The following is an 18310-nucleotide window of genomic DNA, read 5'->3' as shown; positions in this document are numbered from 1 at the left end:
GTGACGAAAGGGCCGGTCAGGGGGTATGCACGGGGCATGAACACCATCCCTCTCCCCCTCGACGGCATCACCGTGGTGGCCGTCGAGCAGGCGGTCGCCGCCCCCTTCGCCACCCGGCAGCTCGCCGATCTCGGCGCCCGGGTCGTCAAGGTGGAGCGCCCCGACGGCGGCGACTTCGCGCGCGGCTACGACACGGCGGCGCGCGGGCTCGCCTCGCACTTCGTGTGGTGCAACCGCGGCAAGGAGTCCCTGGCCGTCGATCTCAAGGACCCGCGCGGCCTCGCGATCGTCCGTGAACTCATCGCCGGGGCCGACGTGTTCGTACAGAACCTGGCCCACGGTGCGGCGGCCCGGCTCGGGCTCGACGCCGCCTCGCTCTGCGCCGGCCACCCGCGCCTGGTGGCGGTGGACATCTCCGGGTACGGGGCTGCCGGACCGTACGCGCACAAGCGGGCCTACGACATGCTCGTGCAGTGCGAGGCCGGTCTGGTCTCGGTGACGGGGACGGCGGAGCGGCCGGTGAAGGCGGGCGTCCCGGCGGCGGACATCGCGGCGGCCATGTACGCGTTCTCCGGAGTGCTGGCGGCACTCCTGCGCCGGGCGGCCACCGGGCGCGGCGGCCCGGTCGAGGTGTCCATGCTGGACGCGCTCGCCGAGTGGATGGGCCACCCCCTGCACCAGGGCATGCACGGCTCCGCTCCCCCCGCGCGCACCGGACTGGCGCACTCGGTGATCGCCCCGTACGACGCCTTCGCCACGTCCGACGGAGAGCAGGTGCTGCTCTCCGTGCAGAACGACCGGGAGTGGCGGCGGCTGGCCGAGAAGGTGCTCGGCCGGCCCGAGTTGGCCGACGATCCGGACTTCGCGACGAACGCGGCGCGGACCGCGAACCGGGAGCGGACCGATGAGGCGGTGGGCCGGGCGCTGATGGGCCTGACGGGCGAGGAGGCGCTGGCCGGGCTGGAGGCGGCGGGCATCGCCTGCGCCCGGCTGAACACGGTGGCCGATGTGGCGGCGCACCCGCAGTTGGCCGCACGGGACCGGTGGCGGGAGGTGGGTTCGCCGGTGGGGCCGCTGCGGGCGCTGTTGCCGCCGATCACGCTGCCGGGGAGCGAGGAGGCGCGCATGGGCGCCGTACCGGCGCTGGGCGAGCACACCGATGCGCTGCTGCGAGCCCTGGGGATGACGGACGAGCAGGCATCGGTGCTGCGCCGGGACGGAGTGGTCGCCTGAGCCGTCCCGGGCGGCGGGGCGGTCAGGGCGACGCCGTGCGGTGGGTCAGCGGCGGCTGCCGAAGAGCGAGCGCCGCAGTCGCCGCAGGGGCGCGAAGAGCGACACGCGCGCGCTCCGGCTCCGGTGGCTGCGCGCGACGTCGCGCGAGGTCAGCTCGCGCATCAGCAGCGTCGCTTCGGCCGCCTCGCGCTGCGGGACGACGGGGCCGCCGAGCACCGCGAGATGGCGGTCGAGGCGCGTACTGGTCGCACCGCTTCCGCATGTGATGGCAGGCACACGCGGCCTGCTCCGCACCGTTATCTGTTCCATGTCACTCCCCACCCGTACGAGGGCACCCGGTCCGGGCAGGTTAACCCTATCGTTCCCCGGGGACACCCGTGTATCCCGGCCACAGGATTGCGCACACGCATACGGAGGTTGACGGCCCGTTACCGAATCCGCGCACCCTCAGGGCGACTTGGGGCGGTTCGCCGGTTCTGCCCGGCCTGCCGCCCGCGCCCCCGCCGCCGCCCCGCGGAGCGGGAGGCCCCGACCGGCGAGACCTCCCACGGGAACGGCGGCGGGCGGAACGCGCTTGTCAGAGGGCCGACTTGAAGACCGGGAGATAGCCGCCCGACTGCCCGGCGGCGGTGGGGTGGTAGGACTCGCCGATGTTCAGCCAGTTCACGCTGTGCAGCCAGGAGCTGCTCGAACAGATCTCGTGCCCCGCGAAGGTCGTCCTGACGTCGCCGAAGGTGAAGCCGTGGTCCGCGGCCCGCTTGGCGGTGGCCGTGTTGAGGTGGTCGGAGGCCGCGTTGATGGCGGAGCGCTCCTTCTCGCTCAGACCGGCGATGCAGCCGCCGCCCAGCTGGTAGAAGCGGGGGTAGCCGAGGACGACGACGCGCGCGGAGGGGGCCTTGGAGCGGATCGCCGTGTACACGGAGTCGAGCCGGCCCGGCAGGGTGGAGTCGACGTAGGAGCGGGCGGTGGCGATCCGGTTGAGGCAGGTGGCCTCGGACTGCAGGACGCAGGTCGTCATCACGTCCGCGAAGCCCGCGTCGTTGCCGCCGATGGAGATCGAGACGAGGTCGGTCGAGGCGTTCACCTTGCCGAGCTGGCCGCCCGTGACGTCTCCGGTCCGGGCGCCGGAGCAGGCGGCGAAGTCGAACGTGGAGGGGGAGTTGGCGGCCGCCCAGAGGGCGGGGTACGCGCGGCTGCTGCGTTTGCAGCTGGAGCCGTCGTAGCTGCCGGCTCCGACGCCGGAGGAGTACGAGTCCCCGAGGGCGACGTAGTCGACGGCGGCGGGGGACGAATCGGCGTTCGCGATCCCGGCACCGGTGAGGGCGAGGGCGGCGCCGAGCAGGAGGGAGGACGAGAACGCCACGAGTCTGGACATTTTCATGAAACTCCTTGGACTCCTTGAGCAGGGGATATCCGCTTGCTCCGTAGTAGCAGTGGACTCGCCTGTTCGGTAGTGTCCATGCCAAAAATATGAACGGCGTGCTTCCGTCCGCCCCCCGGTGTTCAACGGGCGCTCCCCGCCGCCCCGTCGGCGCCCGGCCCCGCGCGCGGCCCGCCCCCGAAACCCGGGTGCGCGGCCCGGGCCCGTGCCGGATCATGAGCGCCATGCCCGACTCCCTCGCCTCCGCTCTGCCGATCCGGCTCGCCCTCGACGACGGCGACACCCCGTCCGACGTCGTCGACGCGCTCTTCCTGGGGCGCTTCGCGGCGGGCGAGCAGCCGTACGCGCGCAACACCTCCATCGACCGGGTGAAGGCCGGGGCGACGCTGCTGCCGCCGGACGCCACCGTGCTGCGGAACGCCGGCGGCGACGACCGCAGCGCCACGCTCGCGGAGGGCGAGGGCTGGACCCTGCTGGCCTCCCGGTGGAGCCGGAACGCGGACGTGACCGTCATCGCGACCACCCCGGAGCTGGCGGCGGAGGTCCTCGCCCGGGCCACGGACGGCGCGCGGGACGAACCGGAGCCCCGGCCCGACGACGTGACCATGGGCTTCTGGTACGCCTCCCCGAACCGCGGGCCGCACCGCACCACCCGCCGGATCACCGCCCGGAGCTGGGAGGAGGCGCGGTCCGACTACACCGCCCCGGTGGCCGGCTCCATGGACCGGCTGATGAGGACGAGACCGGAAGACGTCTCGGGCCGGCTGCTCCTGCTGCACGGGCCGCCCGGCACCGGCAAGACCTCCGCGCTGCGCACCCTGGCCCGTTCCTGGAGGGACTGGTGCCAGGTCGACTGCGTGCTGGACCCCGAGCGGCTCTTCAACGACGTCGGATACCTGATGAGCATCGCGATCGGCGAGGACGACGGCACGGAGGAGGGCCGCTGGCGGCTGCTGCTCCTGGAGGACTGCGACGAGCTGATCCGGGGCGGGGCCAAGCACACGGCGGGCCAGGCGCTGTCCCGGCTGCTGAACCTGACGGACGGCCTGCTGGGCCAGGGCCGCAACGTCCTGGTGGGGGTCACCACCAACGAGGACCTGGAGCGGCTGCACCCGGCGGTCGTCCGGCCCGGCCGCTGCCTGGCACGGATCGAGGTCGGGCCGTTGACCCGGCAGGAGTCGGTGGGCTGGCTGGGCACGGACCGGGGCGTGGGCCGGGAGGGCAACTCCCTGGCCGAGCTGTACGCGCTGCGCCGGGGCTCCGGACCCGCGCCGGTGCCGCGGCAGGACGCGGGCCCCGCCGCGGGGCCGTACCTCTGACGCCCGGCGTCGCGGGAGCGGCGGTCAGTCCCCGTACGCGGCCCGCACCGCGTCCTGGACCAGCGACAGGGCCTGCTGCCGGGTGAGGCCGAGCCGTTCGGCGGTCTCCGCGTACGACTGCGCGGCGGTGGCGGCCCGTTGTTCGGCCGCTCCCCCGGCGGCCGCGATGAAGGTCCCGTTGCGCCCCCGGGTCTCGATCACCCCGTCCGCCTCCAGTGCGCGGTAGGCCTTCGCGACGGTGTTGGCGGCGAGGCCCAGCTCCTCGGCGAAGCCGCGTACGGTCGGGAGGCGGTGGCCCACGGGCAGCGCGCCGGACCGGGCCAGTTCGGCCAACCGGGCGCGGAGTTGCTCGTACGGGGCGATGCCGGAGTCCGGGTCGAGGACGATCGTGTCGGTCACGCGGCGATTCTCTCCCACCGGGGGAAAAAGGGGAGGCGCCCGGGCCGCCTCCGCGCGTACGGTCCCCCGCATGACTGTGATCGTGCGCGACTTCCGGCCGTCCGACGCCGAGGAGTGGACCCGTGTCCGCAGGGCTTCGGTCCCCTGGATGGTGGCCACCCCCGAACAGATCCTCCACGACCGGGCCCACGCCCATCCCGACCGGCACTACCGGCTGCTGGTCGCCGAGGAGGACGGGGAGATCATCGGCACCGCCCAGGCCGGCATCGCCCACGAGAGCCCGGAACCGGGGCAGGGGTACTTCACCCCGCAGACGCTTCCCGGCCGCACCGGGCGCGGGGCCGGCTCGCTGCTGCTGCGCACGGCGGAGGAGCACCTGGCGGAGGCCGGGGCCACGGTCCTGTACGCGTGGGCCCTGGACGATCCGGAGAGCCTGGCGTTCGCCCGCGCCCGGGGCTACGAACCCCGCCGCTCCGCGCACTTCCAGCGTCTCGGCCTGGCGGACGGAACCCTGCCGCCCCGCCAGGAGGTCCCGGCCGGCGTGGAGCTGCGGCCCGGCTCCGCCTTCGCCGACGACCCCCGGCCGCTGTTCGAGGCGGACGCCGAGGTGACGGCGGACGAGCCGGGCGACATCACCTCCGAGCTGGAGGACTACGAGGACTGGCTGACCAACACCTGGCGGCACCCGGCCTTCGACCAGGAGCTCACCACGGTGGCGCTGGTCGACGGGAAGGTGGCGGCGTTCAGCGCGGCCACCACCGACGGCGCGCGGACCTATCTGAGCGGTATGACCGGCACTCTGCGGAAGTTCCGGGGCCGGGGCCTGGCGAAGCTGGCGAAGAACGACTCGCTGCACCGGGCGCGGGCCGCCGGGTACACGGACGCCTACACCTCCAACGACAGCGGCAACGAACCGATGCTGGCCGTCAACCGGTGGTTCGGCTACCAGATCTGCGCCACGGAGGTCCGGCATGTCCGGACCCTCTCCTGAGCGACGGGCCGCCGGTACGCGGCGGTTGGACGTCGTCCTGACCAAGGCCGGCCGCGTCAAGATCAGGTATCCGGCCGAGCTGGTCCGGGACGACGGGGTCCGTGTCACGGTCCGCGCACCGTGGGCGGCGCCCGGGGCGCGGGACTTCGGGTTCGTCCGCTTCGAGCCGGGCGACGTCTTCACCGAGCACTACTGGCGGGACCGGTGGTTCGCGGTGAAGGAGGTCCGCGGCGGGGACGGCACGCTCAAGGGCTGGTACTGCGACGTCACCCGGCCCGCCGTGACGGCGGACGGGGTGCTGACGGTGGAGGACCTGGACCTGGATCTGTGGGTCTCGGCCGACGGGAAGTCGGTCCTGCGGCTGGACGAGGACGAGTTCGAGGAGAGCGGTCTGGCCGGGCGCGATCCGGCGGCGGCCGGGGCGGCGATCGCCGCCCTGGACGAGCTGGAACGCCTGGCCCGGGCGGAGGGCCTGACCGCTCTGCTGGCCTGACCGGCCGCCCCGGGAGCCCCGCCGGCCTCTCCCCCCTCGGCTGCCACCGGCCCTCCGGCCCCTCCGGCTGACGGACCGGCGCCCGCCGGTCCGCCTGCCGGGCGCGGCGGCGGCCGGTTCAGGGACGCGGCCGGGAATCCGCGACGAGCTCGACCTCGTACCCCGCCGGGTCCTCCAGGTAGGCGGCGCGGTGCCCCTCCCCGCCCGCGAACGGGTGGCGGTCGGGGAACAGCAGCCGCCAGCCGTACGCCGGGGCCTCGGCCGTCAGGGCGTCGAGGGCGGCCCGGTCGCCCACGTGGAACGCCAGATGGTTGAGGCCGGGGCGGCGGCGGTCGTGGCCGCCCGGGACCAGATCGGGCGACTGCTCCAGCACCACGTAGGCGTCGCCGCGCCGCCAGCTGCGGCCGTGGGCCCAGTGCTGGTACGGGACATGGCCGAGCCGGTCCAGCAACCACCCCCAGCCGCGCTCCGCCTCCGCCAGGTCGGGCACCCACAGCTCGATGTGGTGCATCCGCCCGGTGCTTCCGCCGGCGGCGGCGGGCAGCGGCACGGCCCGCCCGGCGGCCCCGGGGACGTGGGCGACCGGTTCGCCGTCCCGGTGCCAGTGGAGCATGAAGTGCTCGCCGGACCGGTAGCCGTCCAGACCGGCGCGGCAGTACGCGATCATGTCGTCCGGCAGCGCGGCCAGCGGGAACCAGTCCAGCTCGGAGCACTTCTCCGGCTCCGCGTTGCGCGGCGGGCGGGCCGGGTCGTCCTCCGCGACGAAGAACCAGCCCGTGCGCGCCCCGCCGCCGGGGCCCCGGTGCTGCATCACGAGGGCCACCCGCAGCTCCTCCGGCTCCAGCCGCAGGCCGATCTCCTCGGCCGCCTCCCGGATCAGCGCCTCGCGGACGTCCTCGCCGTCCTCCACATGGCCGGAGGGCAGGTGGAGGAGTCCGTCCGCGTAGCCCGTGCCGGCGCGGCGGGCGAGCAGCACGTCCGGGCCCCGGCGGAGGATCAGATGGACGTCGACGACCTCGGTGTGCCGGTGCGGCGGCATCGCGCGGGCGATCACCGCGTAGCGCTCGTCGTCGACCTCCTTGCCCCACAACCGGGCGTCGGGGGCCAGGTCCTCGTGGTGGACGCGCTCGGTGTGCGCGGAGAGCAGGGCGGTCAGCTCGGGGGCGGAGAGGCCGTCTCCGCCCCGCACCCCTTCGATCAGGATGAGCCGGCCGCCCGGCTTGAGCAGGCCGAACCAGTGCGCGAGGGCCGCCGCCGGGTCGGGCAGCAGCCAGACGACGTGCCGGGCCAGGACGACGTCGAACGCCCGCTCGCCGACCGGGGGCCGGGCGGCGTCCCCGACGAGGACCTCCGCACCGGTCCCGGCGAGCTTGGCGCGGGCCAGCTCGGCCATCCGGGGCGAGCGGTCGACCGCCGTGACCCGGTGGCCCTGGCCCGCGGCGAGCAGCGAGAGGCTGCCCGTACCGCACCCGAGGTCCAGCACGTCGCCCCGGGTGGCGGGCAGCCAGCTCTCCAGCCGCCCGGCCCAGGCGTCGCGCACCGCGGGGTCCAGGAGCCCGTGGTCGGGCTCCTGGTCGAAGGTTCGGGCGGCCTCGTCCCAGTCGATCGTGGTCATGGGGCCGATGTTCTCAGCCCCCGCTGACAGTGCGGGCGTCCTCCGTCGTGTTCCGGTCACCGCGCAGCCGCCGGACCAGCCGGCCGATCAGCGGCCAGGCCACGATCAGCACCACCATCGCGTACACGGTGAGGGAGAACGGGGTGTTGACCAGGCCGGAGACGTCGCCGTCGCTGATCTGGAGCGCGCGGCGCAGCTGCTGTTCGGCGGCCGGGCCGAGGATCACGCCGATGACGGCGGGCAGCACCGGCAGCCCGTAGCGCCGCATCCCGAACCCGATCAGACCGATGATCAGGAGGATCACCAGGTCGAGGGGCTCCCCGCCGACCGCGTACGCGCCGACGGCGGCGAAGAAGAGGATGCCCGCGTACAGGTAGGGGCGGGGGATGCGCAGGAGCTTCGCCCAGACCGGCGCCAGCGGCAGGTTGAGGGCGAGCAGCAGCACCATGCCGACGAAGAGCGAGGCGATGAGGCCCCAGACCAGCTCCGGTTCGCGTTCGAACAGCAGGGGGCCCGGCTGGATCCCGTACTGCTGGAAGGCGGCCAGCATCACGGCGGCGACGGCGGTGGTGGGCAGTCCGAGGGTCAGCATCGAGACGAGGGTTCCGGCGGCGGAGGCGGAGGCGGCGGCCTCCGGTCCGGCGACGCCCTCGATGGCCCCCTTGCCGAACTGGTCGCGGTGGCGGGAGAGCCGTTTCTCGGTGACGTAGCTGAGGAAGGTGGGGATCTCCGCGCCGCCCGCCGGGATCGCCCCGAACGGGAAGCCGATGACGGGGCCGCGCAGCCAGGGCTTCCAGGTGCGCTTCAGGTCGGCCCGGCCGAGCCAGGGGCGTCCGACGGGGATCGGCTCGCCGGAGGAGCGGCGCAGATGGGCGGCGACCCAGAGGGCCTCCCCGATCGCGAACAGGCCGACCGCGACGATGACCACGTCGACGCCGTCGGCCAGGTGGAGCGAACCGAAGGTCAGGCGCTGCTGGCCGGTCATCTGGTCGAGGCCGACCAGGCCGATGGTGAGGCCGATGAGGAGCGAGGCGATGCCCCGGATGCGGGAGGTGCCGAGGACGGAGGTGACCGCGATGAAGGCCAGCACCATGATGGCGAAGTAGTCGGGGGCGCCGATGCCGATGGCCAGGGAGGCCACGGTCGGGGCGAGGACGACCAGCAGGATCGTGCCGATCATGCCGCCGGCGAAGTGCCCGATCGCGGCGGCGGCGAGCGCCTGGGCGCCGCGTCCGCCCTTGGCCATCGGGTTGCCCTCGATCGCGGCGACCACGGCGGCGCTCTCGCCGGGGGTGTTGAGGAGGATCGAGGTGGTGGAGCCGCCGAACATCGCGCCGTAGTAGATCCCGGCGAACATGATGAACGCGCCGGTCGGGTCGAGGCCGTACGTCACCGGGAGCAGCAGCGCCACGGCCATCGCCGGGCCGATGCCGGGGAGCACGCCGATCGCGGTGCCGAGCAGGACGCCGATGGCGGCCCAGAGCAGGTTCATCGGCGTGAGCGCGGTACCGAAGCCGTCGATGAGGGAGTTGAGGGAATCCATCGGTCAGAGCACCCCCATCAGCGGGCCGCCCGGGAGGGGGACACCGAGCAGGTTGTCGAAGACGAAGTAGGTGGCGAGGGAGATGCCGGCGGCGATGAGCGGGTCGCGGCCGTGGTGCCGGCTGCCGAGCGCGTAGGCGGAACCCCAGAAGAGCAGCGCCCCGGCGATCGGGAAGCCCAGGGGGCCGATCAGGACGGCGGCGGCGAGGAAGACCCCGGTGAGCAGGAGGACGGTGCGCCAGTCGGCCGGTGCGTCGAGGTCGACGTCCTCGCCGCCCTCCGCCTCGCCGCGTCCGCCGCGCAGGACGTCGCCTGCGAGCAGGACGGCGATGAGGAGGAACAGGCCGCCGATGACGAAGGGGACCGTGCGGGGGCCGACGGGGCCGCGCTGGGCGATGTCGACGCTCATGGCGAAGGCGTCGGTGAGCACGAGCACGCCGAGCGCGAACAGCAGGACGCAGACGCCGAGTTCGGAGTGGTCGCGCAGCCAGGACCGGGCGCCTCCCCCGGGCGCGGGTGCGGCGCCGGGCTCCGCGGGTGCGGCGCCGGGCTCCGCGGGTGCGGCGCCGGCCGTGTCGGGGCGGGCGGGTCGGGTGGGTTCGGTGGTCACAGCCCCAGCTCCTTGAGGACGGTGGCGACGCGCCGGTCCTGTTCTTCGAGGAAGTCGCCGAAGGGCTCGCCGACGAGGAGGGCGTCGTCCCAGCCGTTCTTCTCCAGCGACTCCTTCCACTGCTTCGTGCCGTGGAGTTCGCGGATCAGACCGGTGAGCTTGTCGCGCTCGGTGTCCGAGAGGCCGGGCGGGGCGACGACGCCGCGCCAGTTGGTGAACTCGGTGTCGAGTCCGGCCTCGCGCAGGGTGGGGGCGTCGAGGCCCGGAACCCGCTTCGGCCCGGTCACCGCGAGCAGCCGCAGCTCGCCCGCCTCGATCTGGTCGCGGTACTCCCCGAGGCCCGAGACCCCGAAGCCGACCTTGTTGCCGAGGATCGAGGCGAGGAGTTCGCCGCCGCCGTCGAACGGGACGTAGTTGACCGTCCTCGGGGCGATGCCCGCCGCCTGCGCCATGAGCATCGGGGCGAGGTGGTCCGGGCCGCCGGGCGAGGAGCCGCCGCCGACCGGGACGTCGGCCGGGTTCTTCTTCCAGGCGGCGAGCAGGTCGGCGATGGTGCGGTACGGGGAGTCCTCGGCGACGACGACGATGTCCGGCTCCTCGGTGAGCCGGGCGATCGGGGTGGTGTCGGCCAGGGTGCTCGGGGCCTTGTTGGTGTGGACGGCTCCGACCACGCCGAGGCCCATGGAGAGGGCGAGCTTGCCGTTGCCGTGCTCGCCGACGAGCCGGGTCAGCCCGACCGTTCCTCCGGCGCCCGGCAGGTTGAACACCTCGATGCCGGGGGTGAGTCCGGCGTCCTCGGCGTTCTTGGCCAGGGTGCGGGCGGTGATGTCGTAGCCGCCGCCGGGGGTGTTGGGGACCATGAAGCGCAGCCCGGGAATCCGGGTGCCGGTGTCGGAGCCGTCACCGGTGGAGAGCAGGGGTGGTCCGACCACCACGAGCAACGCCGCCCCGAACAGGGCGAGGAGAGTGCGCAGTCGCACAGGTTCCGCCTTTCGCTGTGAAGTGGCCCACATGTTGCCTGCGCGTTAAGAACCTGTCTCTCTTCCGGTACCAACGGACGTTGTGGTCGTTGCGGTCGCCGCTTAGCGTGTCCGCGTGACGACAGTGCTGGTGGTGGACGACGACTTCATGGTCGCGAAACTGCACAGCCGCTATGTGTCCGCGATGGACGGCTTCGACGTCGTCGGGGTGGCGCACAACGGGGCCGAGGCCCTGCGGGCGGCCGAGCGGTTGCGCCCCGACCTGGTGCTGCTGGACATCTATCTGCCCGACATGGACGGGATCGACGTCCTGCGCGCGCTGCGCACGGCGGAGGAACGGGACGCCTCGCGCCCCAGCACGGACGCCCTGTTCATCACGGCGGCCCGGGACGCGGGGGTGATCCGGGCGGCGCTGAGGGCGGGGGCCCTGCACTACCTGATCAAGCCGTTCCACCGGTCCGCCCTCCAGGACCAGTTGCTCCACGTCGCCTCGCTGCGCACCCGCCTGGAGGAGTTGGGGGAGGCCCGCCAGGAGGGCGTCGACCGGATCTTCGGCCCCCGCCCGCCCGGCTCGCGCGAACTGCCGAAGGGCCTGGCCGCGCCCACCGCCGACCTGGTGGAACGCACCCTGCGCGACCACCCCGGGGGCCTGTCCGCCTCCGAGTGCGCCGAGGCGGGGGCCCTGTCCCGGGTGAGCGCGCGGCGCTACCTGGAGTGGTTCGCCGGTACGGGCCGCGCCGAGGTGACCCTGCGCTACGGCGGCACGGGCCGCCCGGAACGCCGCTACCGCTGGAGGGGCTGAGAGGCGCCGCGGGGCGACCGGGGGGCGTCGCGGGGCGGCTCGGCCGGGGATACCTGAGCCCACGCCTAACCGGTCCTTAAAACCACCCTAAGGATCGCCTCCACCCTCTCCCAGCAGGCGTTTTCGGCCTTCCGAGCGGCTAGCTTGCTGATCGCCGCCCTCCACGGCAGCGCTGTCGCAGCGGCGCAGTCGTGCCGTTCAGAAGGAGATCCACCCATGACCGCTCGCAGCAAGGCCGCCGGGATCCTCGTCCTCGGTATCGCACCGCTCGCGCTGACCGGGCTGGCCGCCGCCCCCGCTCTCGCGCACGGTTCGCTCACCGACCCGGTGAGCCGGGTGTCCGCCTGTTACGCGGAGGGTCCGGAGAACCCTCGGTCGGCGGCGTGCAAGGCCGCCGTCGCCGCGGGCGGCACCCAGGCGCTGTACGACTGGAACGGGGTGAACATCGCCAACGCGGCCGGCAAGCACCGCGATCTGATCCCGGACGGCAAGCTGTGCAGCGCGGCCAACGACAAGTTCAAGGGGCTCGACCTGCCGCGCGCCGACTGGCCGGCGTCCGCGATGTCGGCGGGCGCGCGCACCTTCACGTTCCGCGCGACGGCCCCGCACAAGGGGTCGTTCGAGCTCTACCTGACCAAGCCCGGTTACGACGCGTCCAAGCCGCTCGCCTGGTCGGACCTGGAGGCGAAGCCCTTCGCCTCCGCCACCGACCCGGTGCTGAAGAACGGCTCGTACGTCTTCGACGGCACGGTCCCCCAGCGTTCCGGACGCCACCTCGTCTACACGGTCTGGCAGCGCTCGGACTCCCCCGAGGCGTTCTACGCCTGCTCCGACGTGACGTTCGGCGGCGGGGCGAAGAAGGAGGGCGGCATCGGCGCCCAGAGCGTGGAGGCCCCCACCGCACCGTCCGAGGACGCGATCGCCGAGGGGGCCGCGAAGTCGTCGGTCGAGCACAACGGCCACGGAGACGACGACGCGAACACCGGGGCGAAGGTCACGACCGCCGCACCGGCGGGCGAGGGCGGGACCGCGGCCGGTGGCGGGGACCCGGCCGCTCCGGGGGGCGACGCCCCGGCGGCGAACGCGGCGCCGGGCGGAGAGGGGCTGGCCGAGACGGGCGGTTCCGGCAGCAGCGCCTACCTGGCCGTCGGGGGCGCGGCGGTGCTCGCCGCCGGTGCGGCGACGCTGTTCGCCTCGCAGCGTCGTCGGGCCACCGCGACGGGCCGCCGCGGTCGCTGATCCCGCCGGCCCCCTCCCCAGACCCCTGCCGCGTCCCTCCGGGACGTCGGGCGCGGCAGGACCTGACGGGCCGGGCCCGCCGTCCGCTCCGTCGGACGTCGGGCCCGGCCCTTCGGCGCGGCGTGGGTCAGCCGATGGCCGAGGCGCAGGTGGTCGGGGTGGCGCGGGCCGGGTCGAGGGCGTTGGCCACCTCGTGGAAGGCGATGCGGTCGACGGTGCCGATGGCCACGTGCTCGGAGAGGTCGAGCGGGCACAGGTCCTGGAGCAGGACGTTGCGTACGTTCGGCCCGTCCAGGTACTGCGTGCGGTACGGGGTCACCACCTGGTCGTACCTGGTCGCGATGACGGTGTAGCGGACGCCGGGCACGGTGTCGCCGCCCGCCGTGAGCTTGGTGATGAAGGGCGATCCGGCGACCTGGTCGGCGAGGCCGGGGGTCTTGTCGGTGATGAACTTCTCGACGCCGGGGAAGTGCGGCAGCAGCTTGGTGAGGCCGAGCAGCGTGGTGCCGTGGTTGTCGGGGGCGATGCCGACGAGCGCGTTGACCTTGTCGGCGCCGCCGAGGAACTTCAGGTAGTAGTTCGGCATCATGCCGCCCTGGGAGTGGCCGACGAGGTCGGCCTTCGGGGCTCCGGTGGCGTCGAGCACCCGGTCGACGAACGCGTCGAGCTGTTCGGCGGACTCGTCGATGGGGCCGAGTCCGTGGAAGAACGGCACCCCGGGGAGCTGACCGTAGTCGAGGGAGAAGACGCAGTAGCCCCGGTCGACCAGGTAGGGGGCGAGGACCAGCCAGTTGTCGATGGAGTTCCCGAACGTTCCGTGGACCAGGACGACGGGGCGGGGGTGGGCGGCGGAGGGCTTGCAGGAGTAGTCGTTCCAGCCGCGCGAGGCCGCCGCCTCGGCGGCGGGCGCCGCGGCCGCCGTGGCCGTCGGGGCGACGAGCACGGTGAGGGCGAGAAGCAGGGCGGCGAGCAGACTGCGCGTGCGGGGAACGCGCGCAGCACGGAACCAGGGCAGCATCGTGGGATCTCCTTGCGGCTCAAGGGAGGTGCGACGGCGGTGCGCCCTGTGGCCCGGACCACAAGATTTACGTGCTCATGCCAAATTACGCACGAGTAAGGGCCAGGGGGAAGTTACGCGTCGGTAAAAACTGCCGGAGCCCTCGGCCCGGCGCCACCGCCCCTGCCCCCGCCGACCGGTCGGCCCACGCCGGCTCCCGGCTCCCGGCTCCCGGCTCCCGGCTCCCGGCTCCCGGCTCCCGGCTCCCGGCTCCCGGCTCCCGGCTCCCGGCTCCCGGCTCCCGGCAAGCTACGCCGTTCGGCCCCGTCCCGCCTGCGCGCGGGCCGTGCCGCCCGGACGGTGGGGGCATGACTTTCGTCGACGAGGTGAAGAACGCCGTCACACCGCGGGCCGCCCTGCTCGTCATCGGCGTGCTCGCCCTGCAACTGCTGTTCATCGCGTCCTACATCGGGGCGCTGCACAAACCGAAGCCGACGGACGTCGCCTTCGGAGTGGTGGCGCCGCGGGAGGTGTCCCAGCAACTCGTCACCGAGCTGGACGGCCTTCCCGGCGGGCCGCTGGACCCCCGCGAGGTGGGCAGCGAGGACGAGGCGCGCGAGCAGATCATGGACCGCGAGCTCTACGGGGCGCTGATCGTCTCGCCCCGGGGGCGGACCGACACCCTGCTGGTCGCCTCCGGCGGCGGGACCGCCCTGTCCGGCGCCCTGGAGAGGATCGTCACCCAGGCGGACGGCACCCAGCAGCGGACGGTGGAGACCGTGGACGTGGCCGGGGCCTCGCCCGAGGACTTCAACGGGCTGTCCTCCTTCTACCTGGTGATCGGCTGGTGCGTGGGCGGCTACCTCTGCGCCTCGATCCTGGCGATCAGCGCCGGCGCCAAGCCCGCCAACCGGCAACGCGCCCTGATCCGGACCGGCACCATGGCGCTGTACTCGATCGCGGGCGGCATCGGCGGCGCGATCGTCGTGGGCCCGGTCCTCGGTGCGCTGCCGGGCAGCTTCTGGGGGCTGTCGGGGCTGGGCGCCCTGGTCGTCTTCGCGGTCGGCATGATCACCCTCGCGCTGCAGGCGCTCACCGGGATCGTCGGCATCGGCCTGGCCGTCCTGATCGTCGTCATCGCGGGCAACCCGAGTGCGGGCGGCGCTTTCCCGCTCCCGATGCTCCCGGACTTCTGGCGGGCGATCGGCCCGGCCCTGCCCCCGGGGGCGGGCACCTGGACAGCCCGTTCGATCGCCTACTTCCGGGGCAACGCGATCACCGGCCCCCTGCTGGTGCTCTCCGCCTGGGCGGTCGTCGGCACGGTGGTGACGCTGCTGATGTCGCTGCGGAAGCGGACACCGGCGGACCCGGCCGGCGCCCCGGCCCGGGGCGCCGGGAGCGCGGGCGCCGGCCCGGCGCCGAGCGGCGGCGGATCGACCGCCGCCTGAACGGAGGACCACCGCCCGAACCCGTCGGACCGCACGGGGCCGCCCCTGGGGCGGCCCCGTGCGTCGTGCGGCCGTCGCGCAGGCGAGGCGGGGACGCCCTCCGGATGACGGTTCGGCACTCGATCTATACATGACAGGTTCATGGCAGCATGCTGGAGCGGCCTCGCGCCACCCCGCCGAGGAGTACGGCCGGCACCACTCCACCCACCCCTTCGGAGGTCGCACATGCGTCGTCGATTCGCCGTTCCGCTCGCCGCTCTCGCCCTGTCGCTCCCGCTGGGAGCGGTCGCCGCCGCCCCCGCGTCGGCCGCCCCCGCCGACAAGCCCCAGGTGCTCAGCTCCTGGACGCAGACGAGCGCCTCCAGCTACAACGCCTGGAACTCCGCCCGCAACAACAAGGGCGCCTGGTCGGCGTACGGCTTCGACTGGTCGACGGACTACTGCAGCACCTCCCCCGACAACCCCTTCGGCTTCCCCTTCCAGAACTCCTGCGCCCGCCACGACTTCGGCTATCGCAACTACAAGGCCGCCGGTACGTTCTCCGCCAACAAGGACCGCGTCGACTCCGCCTTCTACGCGGACCTCAAGCGGGTGTGCTCCGCCTACTCGGGCGCGAAGAAGACGTCGTGCAACAGCACGGCGTGGACGTACTACCAGGCGGTGAGCATCTTCGGCGTCTCCCCGGCCGGGGCCGGGACGCGAAACCTCCCCCGGGCCGCCTGAACCCCCGCCCGGGCCGCCGGACCCGAGTGAGCGGGCGGCGGAGAACAGGAAGGGCCCCCGGCGAACCGGGGGCCCTTCCGTACCGCCGCGGGGCGTCAGCCGATCTCGGCGCCGTAGGCGGCCAGCGCCTCCGGTACCGGCTGGAAGAAGGTCGTGCCGCCCGAGGAGCAGTCGCCGCTGCCGCCCGAGGTCAGACCGAGCGCGGTGTCGCCGGCGAAGAGGGCGCCGCCGCTGTCGCCCGGCTCGGCGCAGACCGTGGTCTCGATGAGGCCGTTGACGACGTCGCCGTTGCCGTAGTTGACCGTGGCGTCCAGCCCGGTCACCTCGCCGTCGTGCACCTGGGTGGTGGAACCGCTGCGGGTGACCACCTGGCCGACCGTCGCGTCGCCCGCCCTGGTGATCGCCCGGGTGGAGCCGTCGTACAGGTTCACCTCGCTCGGGTGCGCGGTACCGGAGGTGTACTTGACCAGGCCGTAGTCGTTCTCCGGGAAGCTGGAGCCCTCGTTCGCCCCGATCTCCGCACCGCCCTGGGTGTCCGACCAGCTGGTGACCGACTCGGTGCAGTGGCCGGCGGTGAGGAAGTACGGCTCGCCGCCCTTGACCACGTTGAAGCCGAGCGAGCAGCGGGAGCCGGAGCCCCAGATCGCATCGCCGCCCGCGATCAGCGGTGTGAACTCGCCTTTGGTCCTCGTGAGTTCGGCCTTCCCGCCCAGCCCCTGGACGACCGCGGAGAGCTTCTTCCAGGCCGCGCCGTCGACCGTGCCGTCGGCGGTGACGCGCACCTTGTTGGCCACCGGGTCGACCGCCCAGGAGGTGCCGGGGAGGGTCGCCCGGTCGGCGAGGGTCTGCCGGGCCGACTTCAGCTCGGCGAGGGAGTTCTCCACGATTCTGGCCTCGCCGCCCGCCCGGCGGACCCGCTCGGCGGCGGTCTCGTCCACGACGTTGACGACGAGGGTCTTCGCCTTCGTGTCGTAGTACGTCCCGGCCGCGTCCGCGCCCAGGTCCCGGTCGAGGGCGGCGGCCAGCTTTCCGGCCGCGTCCGCGCTCAGCGTCCTGGCCTCGGACCGCGGTACGTCGTCACTGGCGTTCGCAGTCTGGAACGTGAGTCCCGCGGCGACCAGGGCGGCGACGGCCGACCCGGCGACCATCGCGCGCTTCCCGGATGTACGTCGGTGCTTCAACTTCGGCCTCCTCCTGTGGGGCCGCGCACGGGACATGTGGGGTGTCCGTGCACGGAGGGGATGAGCCGCCCACTATTCCGAGGCCCGGAATCGCGCACAAGGTCGACTTCTGGACGTGCACACGACACCGACGCTTCGCACGCGGGCCGTTCACTTACCGCGGGTCACGCCACGTCGGTTCCGTTCGCGAACACCCGGTGCGACCGGGAACGGCCCCTGCGTGAGGAGTAGACCTGTCCGGTAGGCGCCCGCGCGGGTCCGGATGGTGGGGCGAACCGTCCGGATGTCGAAGGAATCGTCCGCCGGGAGCCTCCCGGGACCTTCACAGTTCCTCGCGGTCGGACAGTCCCCGTAACGCCTCTGATGGGTCATCATCGAAGCGGCGGCACACGCCGGGCACGCCGTGTCCGAGCCGGCCGGGGGACCGAGCGGAGGAGGCACGGGTGCGCAACCGGGTGCTCGCGGCGGACGGGCGGCATCTGATGGTGGAGCGCCGGGGTGATCCGCGGGGAAGACCGGTCTTCCTGCTCCACGGCACTCCGGGCAGCAGGCTCGGTCCCGCTCCCCGCTCCATGGTCCTGCACCAGCGCCACACGCAGCTGATCACCTACGACCGCCCGGGGTACGGCGGCAGCGACCGGCAGGCGGGCCGCCGGGTGTGCGACGTCGCCGAGGACGTCCGGGCCATCGCCGACTCCCTGGGCCTCGCGCGCTTCGCCGTCGTGGGCCGCTCCGGCGGCGCCCCGCACGCGCTGGCCTGCGCGGCCCTGCTGCCCGAGCGGATCACCCGCACCGCGGCGCTGGTCGGCCTCGCACCCCGGGACGCGGCCGGCCTCGACTGGTTCGACGGCATGGCGGCGTCCAACGTGGACGCGTACTCCACGGCCGCCGCCGACCCGGACGGGTTCGCGGAGTCCTTCACCCTCCGCTCGGACCAGATCCGGCAGAACCCGGTACGGCTCCTGGACGATCTGCGCCGGGAACTGACCGACTCCGACCGGGTGGTGGTCAACGACGTGGGCATCCGGTCCATGCTGCTGCGCAACTACAGCGAGGGGCTGCGCACGTCGGCGCACGGCTGGATCGACGACGCCATCGCCTTCTGCAGCCCCTGGGGGTTCGATCCGGCCCGGATCAGCGGCCGGGTGATGCTCTGGCACGGCGAGAAGGACGTCTTCACGCCCGTGGGCCACTCCCGCTGGCTGGCCGGGCAGATACCGGGCGCCACCGCCGTACTGGAACCGGCGGCGGCGCACTTCGACGCCCTGTCGGTGCTCCCCCGCGTCCTGGACTGGCTGCTGGACGACCGGGAGCACTTGGACGGGGGCTGAACCGGTCCGCGTGCCGGGAGGGCGGG

At 73.6% G+C, this 18310-nt stretch carries 18 protein-coding genes; 9 read left to right on the top strand and 9 right to left on the bottom strand.

Annotated features, from left to right (window positions below; genetic code table 11):
- Positions 1-36 precede the first annotated feature (36 nt).
- The gene (locus tag AMK24_RS17395) at positions 37-1233 is read left to right on the top strand and encodes a CaiB/BaiF CoA transferase family protein (RefSeq protein WP_073769689.1); all 1197 of its coding nucleotides are present in this window, start codon (positions 37-39) and stop codon (positions 1231-1233) included.
- Between the two features lie 45 nt (positions 1234-1278).
- On the opposite strand, the gene AMK24_RS17390 is transcribed toward AMK24_RS17395, so the two are convergent.
- Entirely contained in the window at positions 1279-1542 is a 264-nt protein-coding gene (locus tag AMK24_RS17390) for a hypothetical protein (protein WP_073769688.1), read from the bottom strand.
- A 268-nt stretch (positions 1543-1810) separates the two neighbouring features.
- Positions 1811-2614 (bottom strand): SGNH/GDSL hydrolase family protein, encoded by an 804-nt coding sequence (locus AMK24_RS17385; protein WP_073769687.1) that lies wholly within the window; start codon positions 2612-2614, stop codon positions 1811-1813.
- 224 nt (positions 2615-2838) lie between these two features.
- Between AMK24_RS17385 and AMK24_RS17380 the strand changes: the two genes are divergently transcribed.
- Complete coding sequence (locus AMK24_RS17380; RefSeq protein WP_073769686.1) at positions 2839-3933, top strand: DUF5925 domain-containing protein; 1095 nt, start codon at positions 2839-2841, stop codon at positions 3931-3933.
- Between the two features lie 24 nt (positions 3934-3957).
- Here AMK24_RS17380 and AMK24_RS17375 read toward each other — a convergent pair whose 3' ends face one another.
- Positions 3958-4332 (bottom strand): GntR family transcriptional regulator, encoded by a 375-nt coding sequence (locus tag AMK24_RS17375; RefSeq protein ID WP_073769685.1) that lies wholly within the window; start codon positions 4330-4332, stop codon positions 3958-3960.
- A 70-nt stretch (positions 4333-4402) separates the two neighbouring features.
- On the opposite strand from AMK24_RS17375, the gene AMK24_RS17370 reads away from it, so the two are divergent.
- Together AMK24_RS17370 and AMK24_RS17365 are read left to right on the top strand one after the other, a co-directional pair.
- Complete coding sequence (locus AMK24_RS17370) at positions 4403-5323, top strand: GNAT family N-acetyltransferase (RefSeq protein ID WP_073769684.1); 921 nt, start codon at positions 4403-4405, stop codon at positions 5321-5323.
- Positions 5304-5816, top strand: coding sequence for a DUF402 domain-containing protein (locus AMK24_RS17365; protein ID WP_073769683.1), 513 nt, complete (start codon positions 5304-5306; stop codon positions 5814-5816). The genes AMK24_RS17370 and AMK24_RS17365 overlap by 20 nt, the downstream gene beginning before the upstream one ends.
- Positions 5817-5934: 118 nt before the next feature.
- On the opposite strand, the gene AMK24_RS17360 is transcribed toward AMK24_RS17365, so the two are convergent.
- The 4 genes from AMK24_RS17360 to AMK24_RS17345 are packed head-to-tail and all read right to left on the bottom strand — an operon-like array spanning position 5935 to position 10563.
- Complete coding sequence (locus AMK24_RS17360) at positions 5935-7431, bottom strand: trifunctional class I SAM-dependent methyltransferase/NUDIX hydrolase/VOC family protein (RefSeq protein ID WP_073769682.1); 1497 nt, start codon at positions 7429-7431, stop codon at positions 5935-5937.
- Between the two features lie 13 nt (positions 7432-7444).
- Positions 7445-8974: a tripartite tricarboxylate transporter permease gene (locus AMK24_RS17355; protein ID WP_073769681.1), complete on the bottom strand. Its 1530-nt coding sequence runs from the start codon at positions 8972-8974 to the stop codon at positions 7445-7447.
- A 3-nt stretch (positions 8975-8977) separates the two neighbouring features.
- A complete protein-coding gene (locus AMK24_RS17350; RefSeq protein WP_073769680.1) occupies positions 8978-9583 on the bottom strand; it encodes a tripartite tricarboxylate transporter TctB family protein in 606 nt (201 codons plus the stop codon).
- A complete protein-coding gene (locus tag AMK24_RS17345; protein WP_073769679.1) occupies positions 9580-10563 on the bottom strand; it encodes a Bug family tripartite tricarboxylate transporter substrate binding protein in 984 nt (327 codons plus the stop codon). Before AMK24_RS17345 ends, AMK24_RS17350 begins: the two co-directional genes overlap by 4 nt.
- Positions 10564-10678: 115 nt before the next feature.
- Here AMK24_RS17345 and AMK24_RS17340 point away from each other — a divergent pair, with 115 nt between their 5' ends.
- Positions 10679-11365, top strand: a complete 687-nt coding sequence (locus AMK24_RS17340) for a response regulator (RefSeq protein ID WP_073769678.1) — start codon at positions 10679-10681, stop codon at positions 11363-11365.
- Between the two features lie 216 nt (positions 11366-11581).
- Entirely contained in the window at positions 11582-12604 is a 1023-nt protein-coding gene (locus AMK24_RS17335) for a lytic polysaccharide monooxygenase auxiliary activity family 9 protein (protein WP_073769677.1), read from the top strand.
- A 127-nt stretch (positions 12605-12731) separates the two neighbouring features.
- On the opposite strand, the gene AMK24_RS17330 is transcribed toward AMK24_RS17335, so the two are convergent.
- Entirely contained in the window at positions 12732-13622 is an 891-nt protein-coding gene (locus AMK24_RS17330) for an esterase/lipase family protein (protein ID WP_073769676.1), read from the bottom strand.
- 347 nt (positions 13623-13969) lie between these two features.
- Here AMK24_RS17330 and AMK24_RS17320 point away from each other — a divergent pair, with 347 nt between their 5' ends.
- Both AMK24_RS17320 and AMK24_RS17315 read left to right on the top strand, forming a co-directional pair.
- Complete coding sequence (locus tag AMK24_RS17320; protein WP_073769674.1) at positions 13970-15049, top strand: DUF3533 domain-containing protein; 1080 nt, start codon at positions 13970-13972, stop codon at positions 15047-15049.
- Between the two features lie 225 nt (positions 15050-15274).
- The gene (locus AMK24_RS17315; RefSeq protein WP_073769673.1) at positions 15275-15772 is read left to right on the top strand and encodes a phospholipase; all 498 of its coding nucleotides are present in this window, start codon (positions 15275-15277) and stop codon (positions 15770-15772) included.
- Between the two features lie 95 nt (positions 15773-15867).
- Here AMK24_RS17315 and AMK24_RS17310 read toward each other — a convergent pair whose 3' ends face one another.
- Positions 15868-16953, bottom strand: a complete 1086-nt coding sequence (locus AMK24_RS17310; protein ID WP_073769672.1) for a S1 family peptidase — start codon at positions 16951-16953, stop codon at positions 15868-15870.
- A gap of 443 nt (positions 16954-17396) precedes the next feature.
- Here AMK24_RS17310 and AMK24_RS17305 point away from each other — a divergent pair, with 443 nt between their 5' ends.
- Positions 17397-18284, top strand: a complete 888-nt coding sequence (locus AMK24_RS17305; RefSeq protein WP_073769671.1) for an alpha/beta fold hydrolase — start codon at positions 17397-17399, stop codon at positions 18282-18284.
- Positions 18285-18310: the final 26 nt, after the last annotated feature.

This window comes from Streptomyces sp. CB02366, assembly GCF_001905905.1.
Classification (GTDB): domain Bacteria; phylum Actinomycetota; class Actinomycetes; order Streptomycetales; family Streptomycetaceae; genus Streptomyces.
This window is presented reverse-complemented; position numbering and strand designations above follow the sequence as displayed.